The sequence below is a fragment of the Hydrogenophaga bisanensis genome (assembly GCF_042665135.1).
GTDB lineage: Bacteria > Pseudomonadota > Gammaproteobacteria > Burkholderiales > Burkholderiaceae_C > Hydrogenophaga > Hydrogenophaga bisanensis.
Genome location: NZ_JBHTBX010000002.1, coordinates 443,565 through 467,517, shown reverse-complemented (window position 1 = coordinate 467,517; position 23,953 = coordinate 443,565). Strand labels below are relative to the sequence as shown.

The 23,953-nt window shown below is 64.4% G+C and carries 25 protein-coding genes; 3 read left to right on the top strand and 22 right to left on the bottom strand.

The annotated features are described in order from the left end of the window. Positions 1-21: 21 nt before the first annotated feature. The 13 genes from ACFQNJ_RS04905 to ACFQNJ_RS04845 all read right to left on the bottom strand — a co-directional run bounded on the left by ACFQNJ_RS04905 (position 22) and on the right by ACFQNJ_RS04845 (position 10,984). Complete coding sequence (locus ACFQNJ_RS04905; RefSeq protein ID WP_382254378.1) at positions 22-1,503, bottom strand: DegQ family serine endoprotease; 1,482 nt, start codon at positions 1,501-1,503, stop codon at positions 22-24. Positions 1,504-1,557: 54 nt separating this feature from the next. Continuing rightward, positions 1,558-2,508: a MucB/RseB C-terminal domain-containing protein gene (locus ACFQNJ_RS04900; protein ID WP_382254376.1), complete on the bottom strand. Its 951-nt coding sequence runs from the start codon at positions 2,506-2,508 to the stop codon at positions 1,558-1,560. 93 nt (positions 2,509-2,601) lie between these two features. Continuing rightward, positions 2,602-3,294: a sigma-E factor negative regulatory protein gene (locus tag ACFQNJ_RS04895; protein ID WP_382254374.1), complete on the bottom strand. Its 693-nt coding sequence runs from the start codon at positions 3,292-3,294 to the stop codon at positions 2,602-2,604. 36 nt (positions 3,295-3,330) lie between these two features. Then, positions 3,331-3,972, bottom strand: coding sequence for an RNA polymerase sigma factor RpoE (rpoE, locus tag ACFQNJ_RS04890; RefSeq protein WP_374640714.1), 642 nt, complete (start codon positions 3,970-3,972; stop codon positions 3,331-3,333). A gap of 60 nt (positions 3,973-4,032) precedes the next feature. Beyond that, positions 4,033-4,479 (bottom strand): hypothetical protein, encoded by a 447-nt coding sequence (locus ACFQNJ_RS04885; RefSeq protein WP_374640713.1) that lies wholly within the window; start codon positions 4,477-4,479, stop codon positions 4,033-4,035. Between the two features lie 17 nt (positions 4,480-4,496). Next, positions 4,497-5,741 (bottom strand): beta-ketoacyl-ACP synthase II, encoded by a 1,245-nt coding sequence (gene fabF, locus ACFQNJ_RS04880; protein ID WP_382254371.1) that lies wholly within the window; start codon positions 5,739-5,741, stop codon positions 4,497-4,499. A gap of 6 nt (positions 5,742-5,747) precedes the next feature. Then, complete coding sequence (acpP, locus tag ACFQNJ_RS04875) at positions 5,748-5,987, bottom strand: acyl carrier protein (RefSeq protein WP_101047920.1); 240 nt, start codon at positions 5,985-5,987, stop codon at positions 5,748-5,750. Between the two features lie 113 nt (positions 5,988-6,100). Further along, positions 6,101-6,850 (bottom strand): 3-oxoacyl-ACP reductase FabG, encoded by a 750-nt coding sequence (gene fabG, locus ACFQNJ_RS04870; protein ID WP_374640711.1) that lies wholly within the window; start codon positions 6,848-6,850, stop codon positions 6,101-6,103. Between the two features lie 33 nt (positions 6,851-6,883). Beyond that, complete coding sequence (fabD, locus tag ACFQNJ_RS04865; RefSeq protein WP_382254367.1) at positions 6,884-7,834, bottom strand: ACP S-malonyltransferase; 951 nt, start codon at positions 7,832-7,834, stop codon at positions 6,884-6,886. A 69-nt stretch (positions 7,835-7,903) separates the two neighbouring features. After that, a complete protein-coding gene (locus ACFQNJ_RS04860; protein ID WP_374640709.1) occupies positions 7,904-8,881 on the bottom strand; it encodes a beta-ketoacyl-ACP synthase III in 978 nt (325 codons plus the stop codon). Positions 8,882-8,901: 20 nt separating this feature from the next. Beyond that, a complete protein-coding gene (gene plsX / locus ACFQNJ_RS04855; protein WP_382254364.1) occupies positions 8,902-9,963 on the bottom strand; it encodes a phosphate acyltransferase PlsX in 1,062 nt (353 codons plus the stop codon). A gap of 135 nt (positions 9,964-10,098) precedes the next feature. Next, the gene (rpmF, locus tag ACFQNJ_RS04850) at positions 10,099-10,281 is read right to left on the bottom strand and encodes a 50S ribosomal protein L32 (protein WP_011794326.1); all 183 of its coding nucleotides are present in this window, start codon (positions 10,279-10,281) and stop codon (positions 10,099-10,101) included. A gap of 133 nt (positions 10,282-10,414) precedes the next feature. Next, positions 10,415-10,984 carry a YceD family protein gene (locus ACFQNJ_RS04845; protein ID WP_374640707.1) on the bottom strand — a complete coding sequence of 190 codons (570 nt, stop codon included), beginning with the start codon at positions 10,982-10,984 and terminating at the stop codon, positions 10,415-10,417. A gap of 37 nt (positions 10,985-11,021) precedes the next feature. On the opposite strand from ACFQNJ_RS04845, the gene ACFQNJ_RS04840 reads away from it, so the two are divergent. Both ACFQNJ_RS04840 and ACFQNJ_RS04835 read left to right on the top strand, forming a co-directional pair. Next, on the top strand, positions 11,022-11,618 hold the full coding sequence (locus ACFQNJ_RS04840) for a Maf family protein (protein ID WP_382254361.1): 597 nt from the start codon (positions 11,022-11,024) through the stop codon (positions 11,616-11,618). A gap of 10 nt (positions 11,619-11,628) precedes the next feature. Next, a complete protein-coding gene (locus ACFQNJ_RS04835; protein ID WP_382254358.1) occupies positions 11,629-12,414 on the top strand; it encodes an SAM-dependent methyltransferase in 786 nt (261 codons plus the stop codon). Positions 12,415-12,434: 20 nt separating this feature from the next. On the opposite strand, the gene galU is transcribed toward ACFQNJ_RS04835, so the two are convergent. The 6 genes from galU to ACFQNJ_RS04805 all read right to left on the bottom strand — a co-directional run bounded on the left by galU (position 12,435) and on the right by ACFQNJ_RS04805 (position 17,126). Beyond that, positions 12,435-13,322 carry a UTP--glucose-1-phosphate uridylyltransferase GalU gene (gene galU, locus ACFQNJ_RS04830; RefSeq protein WP_374640738.1) on the bottom strand — a complete coding sequence of 296 codons (888 nt, stop codon included), beginning with the start codon at positions 13,320-13,322 and terminating at the stop codon, positions 12,435-12,437. A gap of 41 nt (positions 13,323-13,363) precedes the next feature. Continuing rightward, the gene (locus ACFQNJ_RS04825; RefSeq protein WP_382254356.1) at positions 13,364-14,356 is read right to left on the bottom strand and encodes a S49 family peptidase; all 993 of its coding nucleotides are present in this window, start codon (positions 14,354-14,356) and stop codon (positions 13,364-13,366) included. Positions 14,357-14,377: 21 nt separating this feature from the next. Beyond that, positions 14,378-14,737 carry a Rieske (2Fe-2S) protein gene (locus tag ACFQNJ_RS04820; protein WP_382254353.1) on the bottom strand — a complete coding sequence of 120 codons (360 nt, stop codon included), beginning with the start codon at positions 14,735-14,737 and terminating at the stop codon, positions 14,378-14,380. A gap of 22 nt (positions 14,738-14,759) precedes the next feature. After that, positions 14,760-15,419, bottom strand: a complete 660-nt coding sequence (locus ACFQNJ_RS04815; protein ID WP_382254351.1) for an HAD family hydrolase — start codon at positions 15,417-15,419, stop codon at positions 14,760-14,762. Positions 15,420-15,577: 158 nt separating this feature from the next. Further along, the gene (locus ACFQNJ_RS04810; protein WP_382254349.1) at positions 15,578-15,940 is read right to left on the bottom strand and encodes an H-NS histone family protein; all 363 of its coding nucleotides are present in this window, start codon (positions 15,938-15,940) and stop codon (positions 15,578-15,580) included. A 37-nt stretch (positions 15,941-15,977) separates the two neighbouring features. Then, positions 15,978-17,126: an RluA family pseudouridine synthase gene (locus ACFQNJ_RS04805; RefSeq protein WP_382254346.1), complete on the bottom strand. Its 1,149-nt coding sequence runs from the start codon at positions 17,124-17,126 to the stop codon at positions 15,978-15,980. A gap of 437 nt (positions 17,127-17,563) precedes the next feature. Here ACFQNJ_RS04805 and ACFQNJ_RS04800 point away from each other — a divergent pair, with 437 nt between their 5' ends. Further along, positions 17,564-20,461: an Rne/Rng family ribonuclease gene (locus ACFQNJ_RS04800; protein ID WP_382254344.1), complete on the top strand. Its 2,898-nt coding sequence runs from the start codon at positions 17,564-17,566 to the stop codon at positions 20,459-20,461. Positions 20,462-20,614: 153 nt separating this feature from the next. On the opposite strand, the gene ACFQNJ_RS04795 is transcribed toward ACFQNJ_RS04800, so the two are convergent. Genes ACFQNJ_RS04795 through ACFQNJ_RS04785 form a run of 3 tightly spaced genes read right to left on the bottom strand, consistent with a single transcriptional unit; the run spans position 20,615 to position 23,939 of the window. Next, complete coding sequence (locus tag ACFQNJ_RS04795) at positions 20,615-21,931, bottom strand: heme biosynthesis HemY N-terminal domain-containing protein (protein WP_382254342.1); 1,317 nt, start codon at positions 21,929-21,931, stop codon at positions 20,615-20,617. Between the two features lie 2 nt (positions 21,932-21,933). Further along, positions 21,934-23,106 (bottom strand): uroporphyrinogen-III C-methyltransferase, encoded by a 1,173-nt coding sequence (locus ACFQNJ_RS04790; RefSeq protein WP_382254339.1) that lies wholly within the window; start codon positions 23,104-23,106, stop codon positions 21,934-21,936. Beyond that, the gene (locus ACFQNJ_RS04785) at positions 23,103-23,939 is read right to left on the bottom strand and encodes a uroporphyrinogen-III synthase (protein WP_382254336.1); all 837 of its coding nucleotides are present in this window, start codon (positions 23,937-23,939) and stop codon (positions 23,103-23,105) included. The genes ACFQNJ_RS04790 and ACFQNJ_RS04785 overlap by 4 nt, the downstream gene beginning before the upstream one ends. Between the last annotated feature and the right edge of the window lie 14 nt (positions 23,940-23,953).

The following is a 23,953-nucleotide window of genomic DNA, read 5'->3' as shown; positions in this document are numbered from 1 at the left end:
TGATCACGTCGTCTCGCCGTGTCAGCGCGCAGGCCTGACCACCACGTACTGTACCCACTCTCCGCGCCGGAACAGGATATTGACCGGGCGAGACTTGTCCAAGCGGGAGAGCACCGCATCGAACTCCTTGAGGCCGGGCGTTTCGGTGTTCGCAATCGCGAGGATCACGTCTCCCTCGCGCAGACCCGCTCGTGCGGCGGGCCCGTCAGCGGCCTGAACCCTGACCCCACCCTGAAGGCTCAGTTCCTTTTTCTGAGCAGCGGTCAATTCGGCCAGTGTGAGGCCCAGCGACTGGGCATTGAGGGTGGCCGAAGACTTGGGCGACTCGGGAGCCGCCGCCTTGCGCTCAGGCCGGTCAGGTTCGAGTTCCGCCACCGTGACCGACAATTCCTTTTGCGCACCCCGGCGGAAGACCGTGAGGCTGCTGCGCGAACCCGGACGGGTGTTGCCGACCATCCGTGGCAGATCGACAGACTTCTCGACCTCTTTGCCATCGAACCGGATGACGATGTCGCCAGGTTCAACGCCCGCCTTGGCCGCGGGCGAGTTGGGCTCCACGGCACGCACCAGCGCACCGCGCGGCTGCCCGAGTCCGATGGATTCGGCGACCTCCTTGCTGACCTGGTCGATCTGCACGCCAATGCGGCCTCGGGTCACGCGTCCGTTGCTGCGTAGCTGGTCGGCCACGCGCATGGCTTCATCAATGGGAATGGCAAACGAGATGCCCTGGAAGCCACCGGAGCGCGAGTAGATCTGACTGTTGATGCCCACGACCTCGCCCCGCATGTTGATCAGCGGGCCGCCGGAGTTGCCAGGATTGATGGCCACGTCTGTCTGGATGAAGGGAAGAAAATCGCCCGTGTCGCGCTTCTTGGCACTGACGATGCCGGCGGTCACCGTGTTCTCGAGACCGAAGGGAGAGCCGATGGCCATCACCCACTCCCCCACCCGCAGGCGATTGACGTCACCCACCCGCACGGCGTTGAGTCCGTTGGCATCGATCTTGACCACCGCGACGTCCGTGCGGCGATCGGTGCCGACGATGCGGGCCTTGAACTCACGTTTGTCGGGCAGCGTCACCACCAGTTCATCCGCACCATCGACCACGTGGGCATTGGTCATGATCAGCCCGTCGCTGCTGAGAATGAATCCGGAACCCACCCCACGGGGCACCGCCTCTTCCGCACCACCCCTGTCCTGGCGTGGGCCTCTGGGCGTAGCGCCCCCCGGCGGTACCGGAATGCCGAAGCGCCTGAAGAACTCCAGCATCTGTTCGTCCGGCCCTCCGCTGCCAGGGTCTGCAGTGGCGCGCTCAAGGGTGCGGATGTTGACCACCGATGGTCCGACCTGCTCCACCAGATCAGTAAAGTCTGGCAGGCCGCGGACGAGCGGGTTAGGCGCAGACTGGGCATGGGCCGCCACAGGCAGTGACAGTGCCCCCCCCAGCACCAAAGCGCCCGCGACAGAAAGCAATGCGCGATGCATGACGAAAGTCGTCTTCATGGTACTCCCGAAAAAACAGGGTCATCTGACCGGGTGACTCGCGCCTGGGCAGTGTCAGCGCGCGCGTTCCAGGTTCTGGGCAAATCGCTTGAGTGTGGACATGGGCACCTCACCCATCGCCGTCAGCCAATGTTCACCCATTCGTCGTGTGAGCGAGTGGGTGGCGCCGGTGGCGGCTTGACCTTCTTCCACGTGTCGTTTGGGGTCATACGGCTCCAGGAAGAGCGAGACCGAAGCCAGACCGTCGGAGAAGACCCATTGCATGGGCGCAGCCCCTGCCGCCGAGCCCTCGCTCTCGCGCACGTGGCAACTCATGGACTGGAACCCTGGCACGGGCTCGCGCAGGCGCCAGCCCTCTGCCTCGGGGGTGGTCTTGCGCAAGGAGGGCTTGAGGACTTCATAGCCCCTGGTGTCGGCCATCTGCTTCTTGAGCTTGTCCATCCGCACCGGGGCATCCAACTGGAGCTCGGTGAAAGCTACCTGCTCAAGCACCTGGTGGCGCTCATCCAGCGTCTGGAGTTTCATCACCAGACCGGTTTTCTTCTCGGCCCAGATGCGGTAGGCAAACCGCAGCTTGTCCTTGGGCTGCAGTTCAATCACGTCGGACACGTGGCCGGCCACGCGTTCAGGCGCCTGCTCTCGCACGGCATAGAAGTCGGGAATGAGGTTGCTGGGAGTACGCAGCAACTCAGGGAACAGCCCCAGCGACTCCCGTTTCTCGGTCCATGCCACCTTTGCTTCGGTGTCGAAAGTGATCACCTCGCTGTTGCGGCGGATCGTGGTCCGTGGCGCGCCGGTCAAGGTCTCCACTCGCTCCATCTGCTGGGTGCCGTCACAGACATGCCAGATCCGGGAGGCCGACATGGCCGGACCGGCAGACACCACGAGAGTGCCCACATAAGCCCTTTGCCTGGAGGCTTCGTGCATCCGGCTCAGCCATTCGTTGATGCTGCGGGAAGACTCGGCCGCGGCCACACCGCACCAGCCCATCGACAGAGCCACCATGGAAGCGGCCCCCCATCGTCTCGGAGTTCCCGTCAGCCAAGAGCGCATGAACAGCAATGGATGAAGAAAGATCGCCTGCATCAGCCTGTACTCTCAACGGCCGCGAGCATTGTCGTGCGTGGCGTTTCGCAGGAAACCCGCCGGCATCTGAAGGGCAGACATCCCATTCTGACGGTGATCGGCCAGCAATTGCTGCAAACGGGCATCCCGGATGATCGTACCCTGGGGAGTTTCGACCGCGACAGTCGTTGTACTTTCCTGGGCGGGCGTCGCGCTGACGGCCACCACCGGTGAGACCTCGCCACCCCGCTGCGCCATCACCGGACCACTGACCCCTGAGGGACCTGTGCCCAAGACCCCCCAGGTGACGGCCATCACGGCGGCCACCGACGCCAGACCCGCCACCATCTTCCAGCGGAAAACCGCGTCATTGGCGGCCTTGCCCCTCACCAGGGGCTGACTGACGTCCGGCAAAGGCAACGATGGGGGCACCACCTCCGCCTGGGCATCTTCAGCCAGCCGGCCACGGACGCCCGCCAGGAAATCGGCGGGAGCGAGACCGCGATGGCCCGCCATCTCACCCCGGAGGCTTTCGCCGATCAGGTGGTAGGCCGTCCAAGACTGGCGCATCGATCCGCCTGACTGGCGATCCAGGCACTGCAGCACGTCGGAAAACTCCGCATCGGACAGCTCACCATCCAGGCAAGCCGACATCTGCTGCAATTGCACACCGACCGCGGCATCCTCCCCTGACGGGTGGCGCTGACTATCCGAGCTGGCATCCATGACTGACATCCTGAAAAACTGAACTTTCCCAACGAACTACCACCGCTTGCCCCCCTGGCGATCCAGCATGGGCTTGATACGGGCCGATATCGCCTCCCGGGCTCGAAAGATCCGCGAACGGACCGTCCCGATCGGACAATCAAGCGCTTGGGCGATCTCTTCGTAGCTCATACCTTCGATTTCACGCAGGGTGATGGCCATGCGCAGTTCCTCGGGCAGGGCTTCCATGGCCGCATTGACCGCCTCAGCAATCTCCTTGCTGGCCAGAATCGCCTCAGGCGTCTCACCGTCGGTCGCTCCGTGGGTTAGTTCGCGTTCGGACGAGGAAGTTTCATCTTCTTCGGCCGACTTGAGCGCAGACTGGAACACCAGCGGATCCCGCTTGAGCTCCATCAACTGTTTTTTGGCGGTGTTGACCGCGATGCGATACAGCCAGGTGTAGAACTGGGCATCCCCACGAAACTGACCGAGGGCCCGGTAGGCACGGATGAAGGTTTCCTGTGCGATATCCTGAACCAGATCCACATCACGAACCATGCGCCCGATCAGGCGCTCGACCCGGCGCTGGTACTTGAGCACCAGGAGTTCGTAGGCCCGCATCTCGCCAGCCAACGTGCGTTGCACCAGCAAGGCATCACTGTCGGAGGAAGGCGCAGCCGTGGTGTCGTTGGTTCTCATGCGGCATTCAGATTGGCCGGGAAATATACCCCATCGGTCTTCAGCCCCAAGGCACCGGGGCTATGAACGTTCCTGGCAAGCCTTCAAGGCCCGGCGCAAGGGCCACCAGGTCCGACGTCCCGAGGCTTCCTCCAGCCACAGCCAGAACCCGGGGAACCGCACCAGCACCACACCCGGCAGTTCCAGGGTCTGAACCGGCGCTCCATCCAGCGGAATGCCGGTGTCTCGCGCCATGGCATGCCAGTACCACCCCGCCACCTCGGGTTCCCCCGCCCGCCACTCCAGACGTCCCTCAGGACCGCGCCGCCACACGGAGAACGCCCAGAAACACCAGAGCACCCACACCAGCAGGGAGGTGCCTGCCACTGCCCATACCGATCCGGTGTTGCCCGCCGAAGCCAGCCACGCCAGAATCATGAGCAGGCCAATGACAGCCAGAACGATGAGGAGCCGCGCCAGAAAAGACGAACGCCCCACCGGATGGATCACCGATGGGGCGTGACGCATGATGGTCCGGACGGGAATCAGGCGCGCTTGAACACCAGCGTTCCGTTGGTGCCGCCGAAGCCGAAGTTGTTCTTCACGGCCACATCGATCTTCATGTCCCGCGCGGTGTTCGCACAGTAATCCAGGTCGCAGTCAGGATCCTGGTTGAAGATGTTGATGGTCGGCGGACTCTTCTGGTGGTGGAGCGCCAGCACCGTGAAGACACTCTCGATGCCGCCGGCACCTCCCAGCAGGTGACCGGTCATCGATTTGGTCGAGTTGACCACCAGCTTGCGGGCGTGATCCCCGAGAGCCGCCTTGATGGCATTGGTTTCGTTGACATCGCCCAACGGGGTGGACGTGCCGTGGGCATTGATGTAGTCCACCTGGTCGGCGTTGAGTCCGGCGTTGCGCAGGGCATTGAGCATGGCGCGCCTGGGCCCGTCCATGTTCGGGGCGGTCATGTGACCAGCGTCCGCGCTCATGCCGTAGCCCGCCACCTCGGCGTAGATCTTCGCACCGCGTGCCTTGGCGTGCTCGTACTCTTCCAGCACCATCACACCCGCGCCCTCACCCAGGACAAAACCGTCACGGTCCTTGTCCCAGGGACGGGAAGCGGTCTTGGGGTCTTCATTGCGGGTGGACAGGGCTCGCATGGCGGCAAAACCGCCGACGCCCAAGGGCGACACCGTGGCCTCGGACCCGCCGGCCACGATCACATCGGCATCGCCGTATTCGATCTTGCGGGCAGCTTCACCAATGCAATGCAGTCCGGTGGTGCAGGCGGTGACGACCGCCAGATTGGGGCCCTTGAAACCGAACCGCATCGACACATGACCCGAGATCATGTTGATGATCGACGCCGGGACAAAGAACGGCGAGATCCTGCGTGGACCACGGTTCGTGAGTTCGGTGTGTGTCTCTTCAATCAGCGGAAGACCGCCGATACCCGAGCCGATGATGCAGCCGATGCGCGTGGCCGTTTCCTCATCCAGCGACTCCCCGGTGGGAAGCCCGGCATCCATCACGGCCTGGTGGGCCGCAGCAATGCCGTAATGGATGAAGGTGTCCATCGTCCGTGCCTCTTTGGCACCGATGTAGGACTCGAGATCAAAACCCTTGACCTCCCCGGCAATCTTGCAGGCCATGGCCGAGGCATCGAACTTGGTGATCAGGTCGATACCGGACTGGCCGGCCAGGAGGTTGGCCCAGGCGTCAGACACCGTGTTGCCCACGGGGCTGATGCAACCCAGGCCGGTCACGACGACGCGACGGCGGCTCATGGGCAATCAGGCTTTCTGGTGGGCGACAGCGTAGTCGATGGCGTTCTGCACGGTCGTGATCTTCTCGGCGTCTTCGTCCGGAATCTCGATGCCGAACTCGTCTTCGAGGGCCATCACCAGTTCCACGGTGTCGAGCGAGTCAGCACCCAGATCGGCCACGAAAGCCTTCTCGTTGGTGACCTGACCTTCTTCCACGCCGAGTTGCTCGGCAATGATTTTCTTCACACGTGCTTCGATATCGCTCATAAGTCCCTCTAAGGGTGGTTGAGATACAAACCGCCATTTTAGCCGGGCTAGGGTAGCACCCCTAGAACGGCCCGCCGGGCGGCCTGCGCGGCGTGATCGTACCGGTTCCGGCCTCAGGCCATGAACATGCCACCGTTGACATGCAGTTCCTGCCCGGTGACATAGGCCGCCTGGGGGCTGGCTAGATAGGCCACGGCATGCGCAATGTCGGCCGGCTTGCCCAGGTGCCCCAGAGGGATCTGGCCCAGCAGGGCTTTCTGTTGTTCTTCAGGCAGCGATGCGGTCATGTCGGTCTCAATGAAGCCAGGGGCCACACAGTTGACCGTGATGTTGCGGCTGCCCAGCTCTCGCGCCAGCGCGCGGGTCATGCCGGCCACACCGGCCTTGGCCGCCGCATAGTTCGCCTGCCCCGGGTTGCCGGAGGCTCCCACCACGCTGGTGATGCTGATGATGCGCCCGTAACGCTGCTTCATCATCGGGCGGATCACGGCGCGGCTCATGCGGAACACCGCCTTGAGATTGGTATCCAGTACCGCATCCCAGTCCTCATCCTTCAGCCGCATGGCCAGCATGTCGCGGGTGATGCCTGCGTTGTTGACCAGTACATGCAGCGCACCGTGCTCCTTGACGATGGCGTCGATCAGGGCCTCGGCTTCGGTCGCGTTGTTCACATCCAGCCGCGCGCCACGACAGAACTCGAAGTTGGCTAGGGCCTGGCTGATCTTGGCCGCACCGTCATCGGTCGTGGCGGTGCCGATGACTTTCAGCCCTTTGCGGGCGAGTTCGAGTGCGATGGCCGCTCCGATGCCCCGTGAAGCACCGGTGACCAGGGCCACCTGACCAGCAAAAACGTTCTCGGACATGTTCCTCTCCTGTTCGGAATGAATGACAGGCGGTCAGGACAGCAAGGTCTTGACTTCGGCCAGCGTCGCGGGATCGTAAAGGGCAGACCCCGTCAGTTCGCCGTCGATGCGCTTGGTCATGCCAGCCAGCACCTTGCCGGGGCCGCATTCGACGATGGTCGAGATGCCGCGGGCCTTGATGGCCTGCACGCACTCGACCCAGCGAACCGGACCGAAGGCCTGGCGGTACAAGGCATCACGGATGCGATCGGCGTCTGACTCCACCGCCACGTCGATGTTGTTGATCACCGGGAATCGCGGAGCCGCCAGCACCGTCTCGGCCAGACGGGCACGCAGCTTCTCGGCGGCGGGCTTCATGAGGCTGGAATGGAAGGGAGCCGACACTGGCAGGGGCAAGGCCCGCTTGGCGCCGTTGGCCTTGAGCACCTCGCAGGCCTTGTCGACGGCAGCCTTGCTGCCGGCAATCACGGTCTGGGCGGGATCGTTAAAGTTGACCGCCTCGACCACCTCGGCACTGCCGGGACCAAACGAAGCCTGAGCCTCGGCACAGCCTTCCCGAACCCTGGCTGCATCCATGCCCAGGATGGCCGCCATCGCGCCGGTGCCCACCGGCACCGCTTCCTGCATGGCGGCAGCGCGGAAACGCACCAGCGGCGCCGCCTGGGTCAGCGTCAACACCCCGGAGGCCACAAGCGCCGAGTACTCGCCCAGCGAGTGACCGGCCACAGCCGCAGGCATGGCGCCACCCTCGGCCACCCAGACCCGCCAGGCAGCGACGCCTGCCACCAGCATGACGGGCTGTGTATTGGTCGTCAGGGCCAGCGCCTCCTTGGGGCCCTCCTTGATCAAACGGCCCACGTCTTCACCGAGGGCATCGGACGCCTCGTTCAGGGTCTCGATCACCACCGGGTGATCACCCCAGGCATCAAGCATGCCGACGGACTGCGAGCCCTGACCCGGGAATACGAAAGCAAACTGGCTCATGTCGAAGGAGTCTCCAAGGTAAGTGAGGCCGCGCGCCCGCTGCCATCGGCAGGCTGCTGCAGCCCTGTGTCAGAAGTCGACGAGGACCGCACCCCAGGTGAAACCGCCGCCCACACCCTCTAGCAGCAGGGTCTGCCCGGGTTTGACCTGCCCGGCACGCACCGCGTGATCCAGCGCCAGAGGGATGGACGCCGCCGAGGTGTTGCCGTGCCGATCCACCGTCACGACGACCTTGTCCATGGGCAATTTGAGCTTGCGCGCCGTGCCCGCCATGATCCGGATATTGGCCTGGTGGGGAATCAGCCAGTCGATGTCGGCTTCGGTTCGACCCGCCTTGGCCAGCACAGCCCGCGCAGCGTCTTCGAGCACACCGACCGCCAGCTTGAACACAGCCTGGCCGTCCATCTTGAGCAGGGGATCGCCCAGGATCTGGCCGCCCGACACATGGCCCGGCACACACAGGATGCCGACGTGCTTGCCGTCCGCGTGGATGTCGGTGGCCAGGATGCCGGGCGTATCCGACACCTCCAGCACGACCGCGCCCGCACCATCCCCGAAGAGCACGCAGGTGGTGCGGTCGTTGAAGTCGAGCAGGCGGGAAAACACCTCCGCCCCGATCACCAGCGCACGGGTGGCGGTGCCCGCCTTGATCATGGCGTCGGCCACCGTCAGTGCGTAAATGAAGCCGCTGCAGACCGCCTGAACATCGAACACCGGACAGCCGGCCACTCCCAGCTTGTGCTGGATGATGGCTGCCGTGGACGGAAAGACCATGTCCGGGGTCGACGTCGCCACAATGATGAGATCGATGTCGGCCGCGTCCACGCCAGCAGCCTTGAGTGCCTGACGCGCCGCCTGCACCCCGAGATCGCTGGCGAACACACCATCGTCCACGAAATGCCGCGAACGGATGCCGGTCCGCTCAACGATCCACTCGTCACTGGTCTCGATCTGGCGTTGTGCCAACAGCTCGACCATGTCGGCATTGGACAGCTGGCGCGGCGGCAGACAGCTGCCGGTTCCGGTGATGCGGGCGTAGCGGGACATTCGGTAGGTATCGGATTCGGTCAGGCAGAGGTGGCAGCACCAGCGTCTTGGGCTTGCAGCGCCGCGGACATCAGCGGCGCCGCGTGAGCGATGCGATCCCTCACGCTCTCCAGCAGGTGGTTGCGGGCTGCATCATACGCCCGCGCCAGGGCATGCTCAAACGCGAACGCATCGGCCGATCCATGGCTCTTGAACACCAGACCGCGCAACCCCAGCAAGGCACCGCCGTTGTAGCGGCGATGGTCGACCCGCTTTTTGAAGGCGGATAACACCGGATAGGCAAACAAGGCACCCATTTTGGTGAAGATGCTGCGCGAGAACTCTTCCTTGATGAATGCACCGATCATGGAAGCCAGGCCTTCGCTGGCCTTGAGCGCCACATTGCCGACAAAGCCGTCGCACACCACGATGTCGGTGGTGCCCTTGAAGATGTCATCACCTTCGACGTTGCCGTGGAAGTTGAGGTCGCCGGCCTCGGCCGCCCTGCGCAGCAGGACACCCGCCTGCTTGATGACCTCGCTGCCCTTGATGACCTCTTCGCCCACGTTGAGCAGGCCCACCGACGGGGATGCAAGACCGCTGACGGCCTGCACGAGTGCCGACCCCATGACGGCAAATTGCAGCAGATGCTCTGGCGAGCAGTCGACGTTTGCCCCCAGGTCCAGCACGGTCGTGGCCCCACCCCGGGCATTGGGCATCTGGGTGGCGATCGCCGGACGATCAATACCGTCCAGCGTCTTGAGCACGTAGCGCGCGATGGCCATGAGCGCACCGGTGTTGCCAGCGGACACGATCGCCTGGGCAGCACCGTCCTTGACCTGGGTGATGGCCACCCGCATCGAAGAATCCTTCTTCTTGCGCAGCGCCACCTCGACCGGATCGTCCATCGCGACCACCTCGGTCGCCGGCACCACCTGACAGCGGGGGTGCTGCAGCACACTGGGCCAGGCACTCATGGCCTCCGGTCGGCCAACCAGCAGCAACCGGACCTCCGGATGACTGTCCAGAAAGGCCGCACACGCCGGCAAGGTGGACGCCGGGCCGACGTCTCCCCCCATGCAATCCACAGCAATGGTGATCATTCTGAGAACCTGGATTCGGCAGCCCACAGGCCACCAGAAACAAAAAAGCCCGCATGAGACATGCGGGCCGGCGCCTGTGCGGACTCCTGCGACCGGCTCGCGGTATCGCGATCCTGCCTGCAGCGAGCCCTCACATCAGGCTTCTGACTTGTTCTTGAGCACCTGACGGCCACGGTAGAAACCGTTGGGGCTGATGTGGTGACGCAGGTGGGTTTCGCCAGTGGTCGGCTCGACGGCGATGCCGGGCACGGTCAGGGCGTTGTGCGAACGGTGCATGCCGCGCTTGGAAGGCGACTTCTTGTTTTGCTGGACGGCCATGTTGGGCTCCTTGGGATCCGGGGATCGGTATGGGTCTGAGGGGGTGCGCCACGTACCTTACACATTCCGTGATATGCATGCCAGCGCAAAGCCAAGCATTATAGCCTGAAGTGAAGCGACTCGCACATCACCGTCAGTCGGATCCGCGCTTGAGCCCGGACAGGGCGGCAAACGGATGGGGCCGCTCGTCAGGAAGTTCGGCTTCGGTGCTGGCCTGCAACAGCTGAGGCGGTGTCTGAGGACAGGCTTCGTGCATCGGCACCAGGGGAATGACCATCAGCAACTCGTCCTCGATCAGGTCCCGCAAGCGGGGTCTGGGCTCCAGCGCCAGCACATCCTCCTCGCATTCGTCGTCCTGGGCCTCTGCGGTCGCCTCGTCCGCGACGAAGCGGAACCAGCGATCCACTTCCAGGCGCACGTCTGCGGGCTGGAGACACCGCTGGCAGCACAGGGGAATCGTGACGGTCGCCTGAAGGTGCAACCAGGGATCGACCTGCACACCACTGCCCTGACGAAGCTCCGCGCGCGCCGACCACGAGACCTGCGACGGCAAGGCCTGTCCATCAGGCGCGAAGACTTCGGCACCCAGCCGTTCATAGGCGGAGACGGGGTCTTCCGACGCCAGGGATCCACCGGCCTGGGCCATGGCCATGATGTCGAGGCGATCCGGATTCCAGTTCTGTTTGGCAGCGCTTTTGCTCATCACAGGGAGTTTAAAAGAATGGGCCGACAATAGCGAAATGACAAACCCTTCCTCTGCGCGCCGCCTCATTCTGGGCTCCACCTCCAAGTACCGTCGTGAGCTTCTGGAACGGCTGCGCATTGCTTTCGAAACCGACGCACCTCGCGTCGATGAAACCCCGCAGCCTGGCGAAGCGCCGGTGGCGCTGGCGCGCAGGCTGGCCCTGGCCAAGGCCCGCGACGTCGCGGATCGCCACCCCGATGCCGTGGTCATCGGCAGCGATCAGGTCGCCGACCTGCACGGCCAATCCCTTGGAAAGCCAGGCACCCATGAGCGGGCGGTGGCCCAACTGAAGGCCATGAGCGGGCAAACCGTCGTGTTCCAGACCGCCCTGGCCGTGGTTTGCCGGCACACCGGCTTTGAGCAGGTCGATCTGGCGCCGGTCGAGGTGACCTTCCGGCACCTGACCGACGAGGAGATCGAACGCTACCTGCGGGCCGAGGAACCTTACGACTGCGCCGGCAGCGCCCGCAGCGAAGGACTGGGCATTGCGCTGCTCGAACGGATTGACAACGACGATCCCACCGCCCTGGTGGGCCTGCCGCTGATCCGCACCTGCCGGATGATCCGCGCGGCGGGCATCCCCTTGCTCTGAGATTTCGGACATGGCCGGCACGCTGTACCTGATCCCCACCCCACTGGATTTCGGTTGCCTCCAGCAGGGCCAAGAGGCTGCGCCACTGACCGGTGTGCTGCCCGAAGCCACCCTGCACAGGGCATCCGGCATCACCCACTGGATCACGGAGAACGCCAAGTCCACCCGCGCCTTCCTCAAGCGTGTGGCGCTCACGCACCCGCTGGCGGCCCCCCTGCAGGCACAGTCCATCGTGGAACTGCCCCGAAGCATCCACAAGCAGGGAGATCACCGCCCCGGCGATAGCTACACGGCCGAGATCAGGCCGCTGATCGAACCTGCCCTGCAGGGTCACGACATGGCCCTGGTCAGCGAGGCCGGCATGCCGGCGATTGCCGACCCTGGCAGCTCGGTGGTCCGGGCAGCCCATGCCCATGGCATCGTGGTCAGGGCCCTGACCGGCCCGGTGTCTCTCATGCTGGCACTGGCGGCCAGCGGCCTGAACGGCCAGAACTTCGCGTTCGTCGGCTACATCCCCAGCGATCCGGCCGGGCGCACGCGGCGCCTGAAGGAACTAGAGCAACTGGCCCTGCGCACCGGCCAGACACAGATCCTGATCGAGACGCCCTATCGAAATGCAGCCCTGCTGCAGACCCTGCTGCAGAGCCTGCAACCTGGCACGCGTCTGGCACTGGCCTGCGGCCTCACCCTGCCTGAGGAAGCCCTGCGCAGCGGGACCGTCAGTCAGTGGCGTCAGCAGGGCTGGGCGTCACAGATGCCGCTGGATCTGCCGGGCATTTTCCTGCTGGGCGCCTGACCAATGGCACCCGAAATGCGTCAGCCCAGTGCGCGCACCATGTGCTCTCGCACGCTGGCACTGAGCTCCGGATTGGCCAGCGCCAGATCGATGGTGGCCTCCAGAAAACCCTGCTTGCTGCCACAGTCGTATCGCCGGCCGTCGTAGCGGTAGGCAAACACTTTCTCGGTTCCGATGAGGGCAGCAATGCCGTCTGTCAGCTGGATTTCACCGCCAGCGCCCCTGGGCTGACGGCGAATGCTTTCAAACACGGCAGGGGTGAGGATGTAGCGCCCGGCCACGGCCAGCGTGGACGGCGCCACTTCGGGAACCGGCTTCTCCACCATGCCGAACACCTCGGCCACCGGTTCATTGACCCCGCGGACATCCACCACCCCGTAGCGACGGGTCTCTGCGCGCGGGACGTCCTGCACCGCCAGGATGGTGCCCTGGTGCTGCTCATAGGCACGGACCATCTGCTGGAGCACGGTGGGGCCCCCTGAGGCCTGGTCGCGACCGAGCATCAGGTCATCGGCCAGCAGCACGGCAAACGGTTCGTCGCCGACCAATCGCTCGGCGCACAGCACGGCATGCCCCAGTCCCAGAGCCCTCGGCTGACGCACGTACACGCAGTCCATGTCGTCGGGTTTGATCGAATGAACCAGGTCCAGCAGTGCTTTCTTGTTCGCCTGCTCCAGTTCGGCCTCCAGTTCGTAGGCCGTGTCGAAGTGGTCCTCGATGGCGCGCTTGTGACGACCGGTGACGAAGATCATTTCCCTGACACCGGCGGCATAGGCCTCCTCCACCGCGTACTGGATCAGTGGCTTGTCCACCACCGGCAGCATCTCCTTGGGAATGGCCTTGGTGGCAGGCAGGAAGCGGGTACCGAGTCCGCCAACGGGAAAAACGGCTTTGGTGATCAAGCAAATCCTCCGTGATTGGTAGGCAAGTTCAAGCAGATCAGATCAGTTCAGCGCAGCTTCACGCCGGCGGCGGACGCCGCCTGCCAGATACCCTGGCCGATGCTCATGCCGAACTGTTTGGCCAGTCGAAGGCCCACCGGTTCGCGCTGGGTGTAGTCGACGATGTCTTCGGCCTGCACGACCTCGCGCGCCACGTAGTCCAGGTTGCCCAGACCGTCGGCCAGACCAAGGGCCACCGCCTGCTGGCCACTCCAGACAAGGCCAGAGAAAATGTCGGGGTTGTTCTCCAGCCGATCCCCCCGGCCCTTGCGGACGACTTCGATGAACTGCTGGTGAATTTCCGCCAGCATGGACTGGATGTACGCCTTCTGGCTCTCGTCCTGCGGGCTGAACGGGTCGAGCATCGCCTTGTTTTCACCCGCCGTCATCAGTCTGCGCTCGATGCCCAGCTTGTCCATCAGTCCGGTGAAGCCAAAACCGTCCATGAGCACGCCAATGCTGCCCACCAGACTGGCTTTGTCGACATAGATGTTGTCGGCCGCCGCCGCGATGTAGTACGCAGCCGACGCGCAGGTTTCTTCCACGACGGCATAGACCTTCTTGCCGTGCATCGCCTTGAGGCGATGGATCTCGTCGTTGATGATGCCGGCCTGCACCGGGCTGCCACCCGGCGAATTGATCAACAGCACCACCGCCTGGGCACCATTGTCCTCAAAGGCCTGACGAACGGCAGACACCACGTTCTCGGCGCTGGCCTCGGACTCGGCGGCGATTTCGCCGCTGATTTCCACCACCGCCGTGTGGGGCGAGGCAGTCTGGTGCGTGACCTGGCCCGACTGAAGCGCGAGCCAGACAGCGCCGCCGATCAGCGCCAGCCAGAACAGGCGACCGAACCAGCGCCAGCGTCTGGCCGCCTGCTGCTCGCGCAGACTGGCCATCAGGAGTTTCTCGATGGTCGCCCTTTCCCAGCCGGATGCGGCAACGGAAGCCGGCGGCTGGGTCAGAGGGGGTACGGGATGGGCGGTGTTCTCTTCGGTCATGACAGCAGGTGGAGACCCAGCTCAGAAAAGAGCTGGTTTCAGGTGGTATTGTGAACGCCAGTGAACGACCCCGTCCCGCTCGACCACATCGATGCGGATCAGGCCGCCCTTGCAGGGACCTCCCCGGCAGGCGCCGGTCGCCGGGTCGTAGTGCGCTCCATGGGTGGCGCACAGCAGCCACTGACCGGTATCGTCAAAGAAGTGGTCCGGTCGCCAGTCCATTTCCATGGCCACGTGCGTACAGCGGTTGAGGTAGGCATGGACCTGTCCGCGGAACCGGATGGCGAAGGCGCGGCAGGTCTGTCCGGCATAGATCACATCGAAGGACGCGGCAAGACCGCTGTCGACCAGGTCGCGGCTGTTGCACAGGGGATGCAACATGCCATCGTTAACGTCCTGCTGATCAGGCATGGGCTTGCAGCCAGTCATGAAGTGCCTGAACGGAATGCGCCACGTAACGGGGCGACAGGGCATCGAACCCATCGGGTTCGTGAGCGCCATAGCTCACGCCGACGCTGGCACAGCCGGCATTGACCGCCATCTGGAGGTCGTGGGTGGTGTCACCGATCATCAGAACCCGATCGGCCTCGACACCAAACTCCCGCATCAGTTCCAGCAGCATTTTGGGGTCAGGCTTGCCAGCGGTCTCGTCGGCCGTTCGGGAGCCATCGAAAACGCCATGCAACTCGGTGCTGCGCAGGGCCTCATCGAGTCCGCGCCGGCTTTTGCCCGTGGCCACCGTCAACCAGTGGTGCCGCTCCCGCAGCATGTGCAGCATGGGCAGAACCCCATCAAACAGACTGATGTCATGCTGGTGGGCCAGATAGTGGTGGCGGTAGCGCTCACCCAACAGCGGATACCGTTCCGGCGGGACATCGGGCGCGGCATGCGCCAGTGCCTGCATCAGGCCCATGCCAATCACATAGCTGGCTGACCGGTCATCGGGCACACGCCCGCCCACATCGGCCACCGCCGCCTGGATGCAACGGACGATGATGGCTGTGGAGTCGAACAGGGTGCCATCCCAGTCGAAGGCAATGAGATCGAACTGTCGGGGTCGCATGGGCAGCGGTGAAATTGAAGGACACCGATTATCCGTCGCAACGAATCGCCCAATCGAATGCCCGGAATGACAGGACTGACAGACTCGGGCACGCCACAGAAAACAGAAAGGGGCGCACAAGCGCCCCCGAAACCATCACGCCGCAGGTGCGACCGGGTTCAGATCCGGAAGTCTTCGATGCTCTTGCCTGCAGCCAGAACGGCGCGAACCCATTCCGGCTTGCGACCGGGGCCGCCGGCCCAGAGCTCACCATTCGGACCGCGGTATTTGGCGGGTGCCGCCGATTTGCTCTTGGCCGCCTTGCGCCCAGCGGCACTGGCACCACCCAGGTCAGACACTGTGATGCCGTATTGCTTCATCTTTGCCTTGATGTCGGCAATCACGGAAGCCAGCTCATCCTTGCGCGCTTGTTCGGCCTGCGCCATGAGTGCCTGCGCCTGCGCCATCAATTCGGAATAGGTTGCCATTGTCGATCCTTGTGTCTTGTGTTTGAAAGAAATTGTATTGATCGGAATCTGCATCCCAACGATGCGGGGCCAATTCTAATACCAAATTCATTCAATGCAGGAAGGCCTCAAGATCCGGAGGCAATTTGGCCTGCAATTCCACTGCCTCACCCGTCACCGGATGCACAAATTTGAGGCGCCAGGCATGCAGAAACATGCGCTTGAGTCCCCGTCGGTCCATTTGGCGATTGAGTTCGAAATCGCCGTATTTGTCGTCACCCACAATCGGATGACCTGCATGCGCGAGATGAACACGTATCTGATGGGTACGCCCGGTCTTGATCGTGACTTCCAGCAGGCTGAAGCCCTGCGGAGAGGACAGCGCCAATTCCGGCGCTGGCGGCAGATGACGGACCACCCGCACCAGGGAAATGGATCGCATGCCATCCGGATCATCGCGCGAAACGACCTTCACACGTCGCTCTCCGTCAGGCAACAGGTATTTGTGCAGTGGCTGGTCCAGCACCTTCAGTCGCTGCGGCCAGGCACCTTTGACGAGGGCGAGATAGGTTTTTCCGGTTTCGCGTTCGCGGAACTGGTCCTGCAAGGCCTTGAGTGCGCTGCGTTTCTTGGCGATCAGCAGCACGCCACTGGTTTCGCGGTCGAGGCGATGCACGAGCTCCAGCAATCGGGCCTGCGGCCTGGCCTGACGCATTTGCTCGATGACACCGGAGCTGACCCCACTGCCCCCGTGCACAGCCACCCCGGCCGGTTTGTCGATGGCCAGGAAAGCATCGTCTTCATGGAGCACGGGGAACTGCCTGGCGGGCACGGCAGGCGCCATGTCTGGCGGCCGGGCCGACACGCGCACCGGAGGCACGCGCAGCACATCCCCCGCCGCCAATCGGTCGTCGGCTGCCACACGACCCTTGTTGCGACGGACTTCACCGGAGCGAATGATCCGGTAAATATGGGTCTTCGGGACTCCCTTGAGCACCCGGATGAGATAGTTGTCCAGCCGCTGACCCGCCGACTCCTCGTCGACCGTGAGGTGCTGCACGGCAGGCGTCTGGTGGGAAGTTGGACTGGAACTCAAGGGAAAACCTGCTGTTGATACCGATACCGCGATGCGGGGCCTCGCACTATAATGCCCTTTGCCAGTCTGAAAGCCGTAAGTGGTTGATTTGCTTGAATTTGGATGAACCATCCAGGCGACACCGGAAAACCGGACGCTTGCCGCCGCCGACTGTGCAACCGGCAACCTGCCGCGCTTGACGCCCGAAACGTGGCGTGACCTCGCATTTTCGGGGCACGCAGCCGTAGAGACCGGGTCCGCGAGGCAGGGAAACCCGTGAGACGATTGCAAACCCGAAACGGAATACCCCAATCGGCCAGCCCTGTGTGCGGACCCAACGATGGGCGCCCTGAGCTGGCCGAGGATGAAGCGACATCAGAGAAAATCAGCGGCGAGTCCATGTCTTCGACATCCCTGCAGCCTTTCCTGGTCAACCGACTCCACGCGCCTATGCCTTGAGGAAGGGGCGCACGGCCCACCGCGCCTGTCGCGAACGCCCGTGCAACGACCACCTCGACGACTCTCCGGCAATTCCTCCCTCGTTTGCGTTGTCAGCGGGCTTCAGCCCCGATGTCCGGCCCTGTCCGGACGACGTGCAACGTGTTTACGAAGGAAATGCCGCCATGAAGCGCATGCTGATCAACGCCACCCAGGCCGAGGAACGCCGGCTGGCGATTGTCGACGGGCAGAAACTGCTCGACTACGAGATCGAAATCGAAGGGCGCGAACAGCGCAAGGGAAACATCTACAAGGCGGTCGTCACGCGGGTGGAACCCTCGCTGGAGGCGTGTTTCGTCGACTACGGCGAAGATCGTCACGGCTTCCTGCCGTTCAAGGAGATCTCGCGTCAGTACTTCCAGGGCAGCGTTTCGCCCTCGCAGGCACGCATCAACGACGTGATCAAGGAAGGCCAGGAACTGCTGGTTCAGGTCGAGAAGGAAGAACGGGGCAACAAGGGTGCCGCCCTGACCACGTTCATCAGCCTCGCCGGCCGCTACGTGGTGCTGATGCCCAACAACCCGCGGGGTGGTGGTGTCAGCCGACGCATCGAGGGTGAGGACCGCGCCGAACTCAAGGCGGCTCTTGACCAGCTCGAGTACCCCAATGGCATGAGCATCATTGCCCGCACGGCGGGTATCGGCCGGGACGCGGCCGAACTGCAATGGGACCTCAATTACCTGCTCAAGCTCTGGACCGCCATTGATGGTGCGGCCCAATCCGGCAAGGGTGCGTTCCTGATCTATCAGGAATCGAGTCTCGTGATCCGCGCCATCCGCGACTATTTCAACAGCGATATCGGCGAAATCCTGATCGATACCGACGACATTTACGAACAGGCTCACCAGTTCATGAGCCACGTGATGCCGGAGCAGAAGCATCGCGTCAAGCGGTACCGGGATGATGCCCCGCTGTTTTCCCGTTTCCAGATCGAACACCAGATCGAAACCGCGTACAGCCGCATCGTGACCTTGCCCAGCGGCGGCGCCATCGTGATCGACCAGACGGAAGCGCTGGTGGCTGTGGACGTGAACTCGGCACGCGCCATCAAGGGCGGCGACATCGAGGAAACCGCCACCCGCACCAACCTGGAGGCCGCAGACGAAGTCGCGCGCCAGGCCCGTCTGCGCGATCTCGGCGGCCTGATCGTGATCGACTTCATCGACATGGACGAGTCCAAGAACCGTCGCGAGGTGGAGAACCGTTTGCGCGACGCATTGCGCCAGGACCGTGCCCGCGTGCAGTTCGGCTCGATCAGCAAGTTCGGCCTGCTGGAGATGAGCCGCCAGCGCCTGAAGCCCATGCTCAGCGAAGGCTCGTCGATTCCCTGCCCGCGCTGCGGCGGCTCCGGCCACATCCGCGACACCGAGTCCTCGGCGCTGCAGATTCTGCGCATCATTCAGGAAGAGTCCCTCAAGGACAGCACGGCCGCCGTGCTGGTGCAGGTACCGGTGGAAGTGGCGAGCTTCCTGCTCAACGAAAAGCGCACGGAAATCACCAAGATCGAGCTCAAGCAACGCATCAACGTGCTGCTGGTACCCAACAAGTCGCTGGACACGCCGAACTACAAACTGGAGCGCCTCAAGCACGACGACCCGCGCCTGGACAACCTGGATTCCAGCTACAAGCTGGCCGAGGAAGTGGACGACGTGGCCAGTTTCACACGCCGCAGCCAGGAACGCACCAACAAGCAGGATCCGGTGATCAAGGGCGTGGTCTTCGATGGCCCGGCACCGGTGGCACCACCCAAGGCAGAGGCTGCACCGGCACCGGCCCCCGCGGCGCCGGCACCCGCACCGACCGTGGTGGCTGCGCCGGCCGAGAAAGGCTTCTTCGGTTGGCTCAAGGGCCTGTTCGGCCTGGCGCCGGCAGCGACCACGCCGGCCCCGGTGGTGACCCCGAGTACCGCCCCGGCCGCCGGCACGGCGGCCGAGGGTCGCGGCGAAGGGCGAGGTGATCGCCGACGCGATGGCGGGCGTGGCAATCGCGGCCAGCAAGCCGGCGGCGAAGGACGCCCGGCACGCGAGGGACAGCGCAACGGCCGCGGAGAGCGTGCCGAGCGCGGAGAGCGCGTGGAGGGTCGACAGGGCGAACGCCGGCAAGACGCGCGCAACGTCGAGGGCCAGCGTGAGCGCGGCGACACGCGCCAGGAGCAGACCGGCCGACCGGAGGGCCGTAACGGCCGTGGCCGCCGCGATCAGCAGGGTGCCCAGGGACAGAACATGGTCGAGAACGCCTCGGGCGTCACCCCCACGGAGACCAACGACAGCACGGCGGAAGGTCAGCGCCGCGAGCGGGGTGATCGACGCGGCCGTGGTGATCGCCAGCGCCGTCAACCGGACGATCTTCAGGCTGCAGCACCCACCACCGCACAGACCGTGACCGATGTTCCTGCGGACACCGCGGTGTCTGCTGCCGACATGGCCAACACGGCAGCCACGGAAGCCTCGCAGGACGAAGGCCAGGCTGCGCGTCAGCCGCGTGAACGCCGCAGCCGCGATCGCTACGGACGTGATCGCCGGGAACGTTCGCGCGAGGAAGTTACCAGCGCCGACACCCGGAACGAGCCAGTCGAGACGCCCGCCGAGGCACCGGCCGAAGAGGCACCGCAGCGCAGCTACTTCACCATGCCTGTGGCACCCTCGGCATCCGCCGAGTCGCCTGTCGACGTGGATACCCCGGTGGTCGCAGCAACGGTCGAACCGGTCGCCGTGCTGGCGGTGAACACGGTGGCCGCGGCACCTGCGCCCGCCGCTGCCCAGACTCCCGGCATGCCTGCCGTGTCCGCCTACACGCTGCCCGTGGACGACATGCAGCAAGTGGCACAGGCAGTTGGGCTGGAATGGGTGAACTCGGACCAGGAGAAAGTCGCCAAGGTTCAGGCAGCGATTGCCGCGGAACCCAAGCCGGTTCATGTGCCACGTGAACCCCGCCCGGTGGTGGTGGTCGATGAAGGTCCGCTGGTGCTGGTCGAAACCCGACGGGATCTGCGCCAGGTCACCCTGCCTTTCGAGAATCGGTGATGCTCCCATCCGGCTCGGATGCGCTTTGGTGCATCCGGGTCGGTCCCCTGAAGGCATCACCAGTGAAAAAGCCGCTCTTCAAAGAGCGGCTTTTTTGTGCGCCATTCACATCCGTTTCGGCCCGATCTCACCAGCCTCGGGGCACTGTCGAACTCAGTCGATGCTGGCTGCGCGTTGCAAGGCAGAGACCACAGCGGCGTGGTCTCCACGTTCCTCAGCGAGACGCGCCAAAGAACGCCAGGTGCGGCGCAGCAGGCCGGGATCGCGCAAGCCGTGACTGGCCTGTCCCAACAACAGGGCGGCCTTCCCCCACAACCGGCGCTGCAGGCAGGCCTGCCCCACCAGATATTGCCAATAGGGGTTGCCAGGGGCATCCTGAAGCGCCTGCTCGATGCGGGAGAGCCACGGTCCCTCCACATGTGCCATGGCGGGCTCGATCACCTTGACCAGGCGCCGCAGCGATTCGTCATCCAGATTGGCGACCTGGGGCCAGATCGGTTCTATCCAGCCGAGCACCTTCTGTGCCCCATCGGCCTGCCCCTCGGACCCGGTGTCTGTCTCCAGGGCCAGCAGCTCGTGAGCACGCTGCGCCCCCGCCAGCACCAGTTCCGGCATGGACTTCTCGGATTCGGTGAGCTTGTGCCAGACGTTCTGCAACTGGTTGAAATCTCGCGCCTGCCTCAGTGCATCGAGTGCCAGTCCGCGCACAAGGCTTTTCCCCGCATCGGGTGAGAAGGCGCGATGCTTGGTCAGCAGACGGGTGACTTCCAACGCTTCGGCGACAGAACCATCCAGACGGGCCACGCGCAAACGCAGTCGCAAGGCCTGGATGCGTCGCGCGGCCCCTTGAGGGACATCCTGCAAGCGCGAGCGCGCCAGCGATGGGTTGCGGTCCTCGATCGCCCAGCGAATCGCCCGAAGAAGGGCGCCTTCGTGTGCATCCGGCGCGTGCCTGGCCAATGAGGACTGAAGCGCCACACCCAGGTGTTCATCGCGCGCACCCCGATTCTGGAGCGACTGTGCGCTTTCCGCGGCCAGCAGGTGGGCCAGCAGACGCATCTGTCCCAGATTGAGGCCAGCAGGCTCTTCCGAAAGCTCATCCAGGTGACGCAGCGCCTCACCCGCGGACGTGTGCGCGCGGACAAATCGGCCCGCCAGCTGATAGGCCAGGGCATCCAGAATACCGGACACTGCGGCACGCTCGATCTGACGGTCGCGCCAGCGCCGCGCCCGCCGGGGAATCTCCCGCAAGGTGGCAAATCCCCTGAGGCCGAGGTACAGCAGGGCGAAGCTGGCGAGCAACAGCACCAGGATGAGGTTGAACGAGGCATCAAAGCGATAGGGAAACCAGAAAAGGGTCACCGTCGCATCGTTGTCACCCATCATCAAGGCCAGTGCCACCGCCATGGAGGCCATGGCCAGCAACCAGAAAACCCCTCGCATGGCCCCGCGCTGATATCGCTTGCGCATGGTCAACGACCTCCTGCCGCCACAACAAGTGCCGCCAGGCTTTCGTCCGGACGGGGCAGTTCAAGCGAGAGCAGTTGCTGACGCAGGCCCTTGACCTCATCTCGGGCCTGTGCGACCAGCGGATGACGGGGGTCGAAGTAACGGGCGATGGCCCCATCCACCGCCTTCAGATCCGCCTGCACCGCGGCGGCCTGACGGGACAGCAAGGCCAACCGGGCATTGAGCAGCTTGAGCTTGACGTTTTCCTTGAGCAGGTAGGCCTGCTCGGGTGCAAGCAACATGGCATCAGGCTCGTCAATGCGACTGACACGAACCAGTTCACGCCCCTCACGGGTCACGTCGGACCACACCCTCTGCCAAAACCGGTCCCATCCAGCCACCAGTCTTGACCAACCCTGCTCCGTCGCCTGGGAGGTTGCGGCTGAAGGCTCGGCAGCGGGGGCTGGTGCAGGTTCGTCGGACACGTCGTCGGCTGACCCGGTGCTTCCCTTCACCGCCTCGGATGCCCCGTCGGCAGCCGCCAGAGACGGTCCGACCTGATTGCGCACCGGCCAGTCGTCCACCTGGCGCGCAATGTCATCAAAACGCGCCAGCAACGAAGGCAGGTCGGCCGTCGACGCGCCCTGGATGCGTTCGATGTCACGCGCAATGGCCCGCTGCACGGGATTGAGTCGCGGTTGCGCGGCACGGGCGATCCGCTGGTCCGCCGCCTGCAGCGCAGCAATCAATGGCTGGGCACTGCCGGTCAGCTGGGCCTGTTGCTGCGCCAGACGGATGGCTGACTCCAGGTCCTGAAGCAGATTGTCGTCCCGGGAGCGGGAGACCGACAACATCAGTTCCTCGAGCTGGCTTCGCTGGAGAGTGACCTCGGACAGCTTGACCTCAGCCACCGACAGCCGCGCCTGAATCGAGTCGACAAGGGCACCCGACTGCTCGGACAGTGTACGGGCCTCGATGGCCTTGCCCAGGGTGTCCTGACTGCGCCTGGCCAACTCCTGTTGTGTGATGTCCAGGCGCTGCCACAGCAGAAAGACCGACACCAGGGCCGCCAGCGCAACCAGGGCCACGACACCGATGACCAGCCCGGTCCATCGGTGAACGGGAACGACACCAGAATGGGCCGGGATGTGCGCAGGCGGCGGGGATGCGGGGGACGGCGACGTGGGTTCGGTCATGGGCGGCTCCAGCCTGATTCTAGAGCGGAGAGCAGGTCCTGCAGGGTCGGCCGCAGGCGGACCACCGAACCGAAGCCGATCCGGCTCGCCCGCTCGGCAATCCGGGGATGGGTCGCCAGCGCACAGGCCTCACGCCAGTCGGCGGCACCGGGCATCCTGGCGAGATGATCAATGGATTCGGAACTGCTGAACAGCCAGGCGTGACCGGGCCGCATTCCCTGACTCGCCAGGCGCACCCGCTCCTCGGTCCAACGGGGAACACCACGCTCGTAGGCCACACAGCCCTCGACCACGGCGCCAGCCTCGCGGCATCGCTCGATCAGCCAGTTCCTGCCCTGTCCCGGGATGTCCCCCGCCGAGGCTGGATCGGCGCCCCGGGAACGTCCCCGGACGAGCAGCACCCGGGTACCTGACCTGACCATGGGCTGGACCACGGGCCAGAGGGATTCTGAATCGTAGTTGTCGGCATCGGCAGCCGGCATGTCCACACGGTCAGGCGACACACCGTGCCAGGCCAGCGCCTCCACGAGGCGACGCCCCGTGGCCGGCCCCGGGGCCCAGAAGCGCGTTGCAGGTCGCCAGGGCAGGCGGTCAAGGCCCTCGAAAAAATGGACGACCGCGGCGCCACTGACGAACATGAGGGCATCGTAGCGGTAGGCCTCCTGTCGGATGGCATCCCGGGCGGCCAGCAACACCGGATCTGCGGGAGGGCCGATGTCGATGAGCGGAAAGGCCATGGCGGGCCAGCCTGCATCCACCAGCGACGCCACCCAGGTTGCTGCCTCTTGCGCCGGCCGGGTGATGTACAGGCCATGAAGGACAGGCCGGTTCATGGAAGCCTGATCCG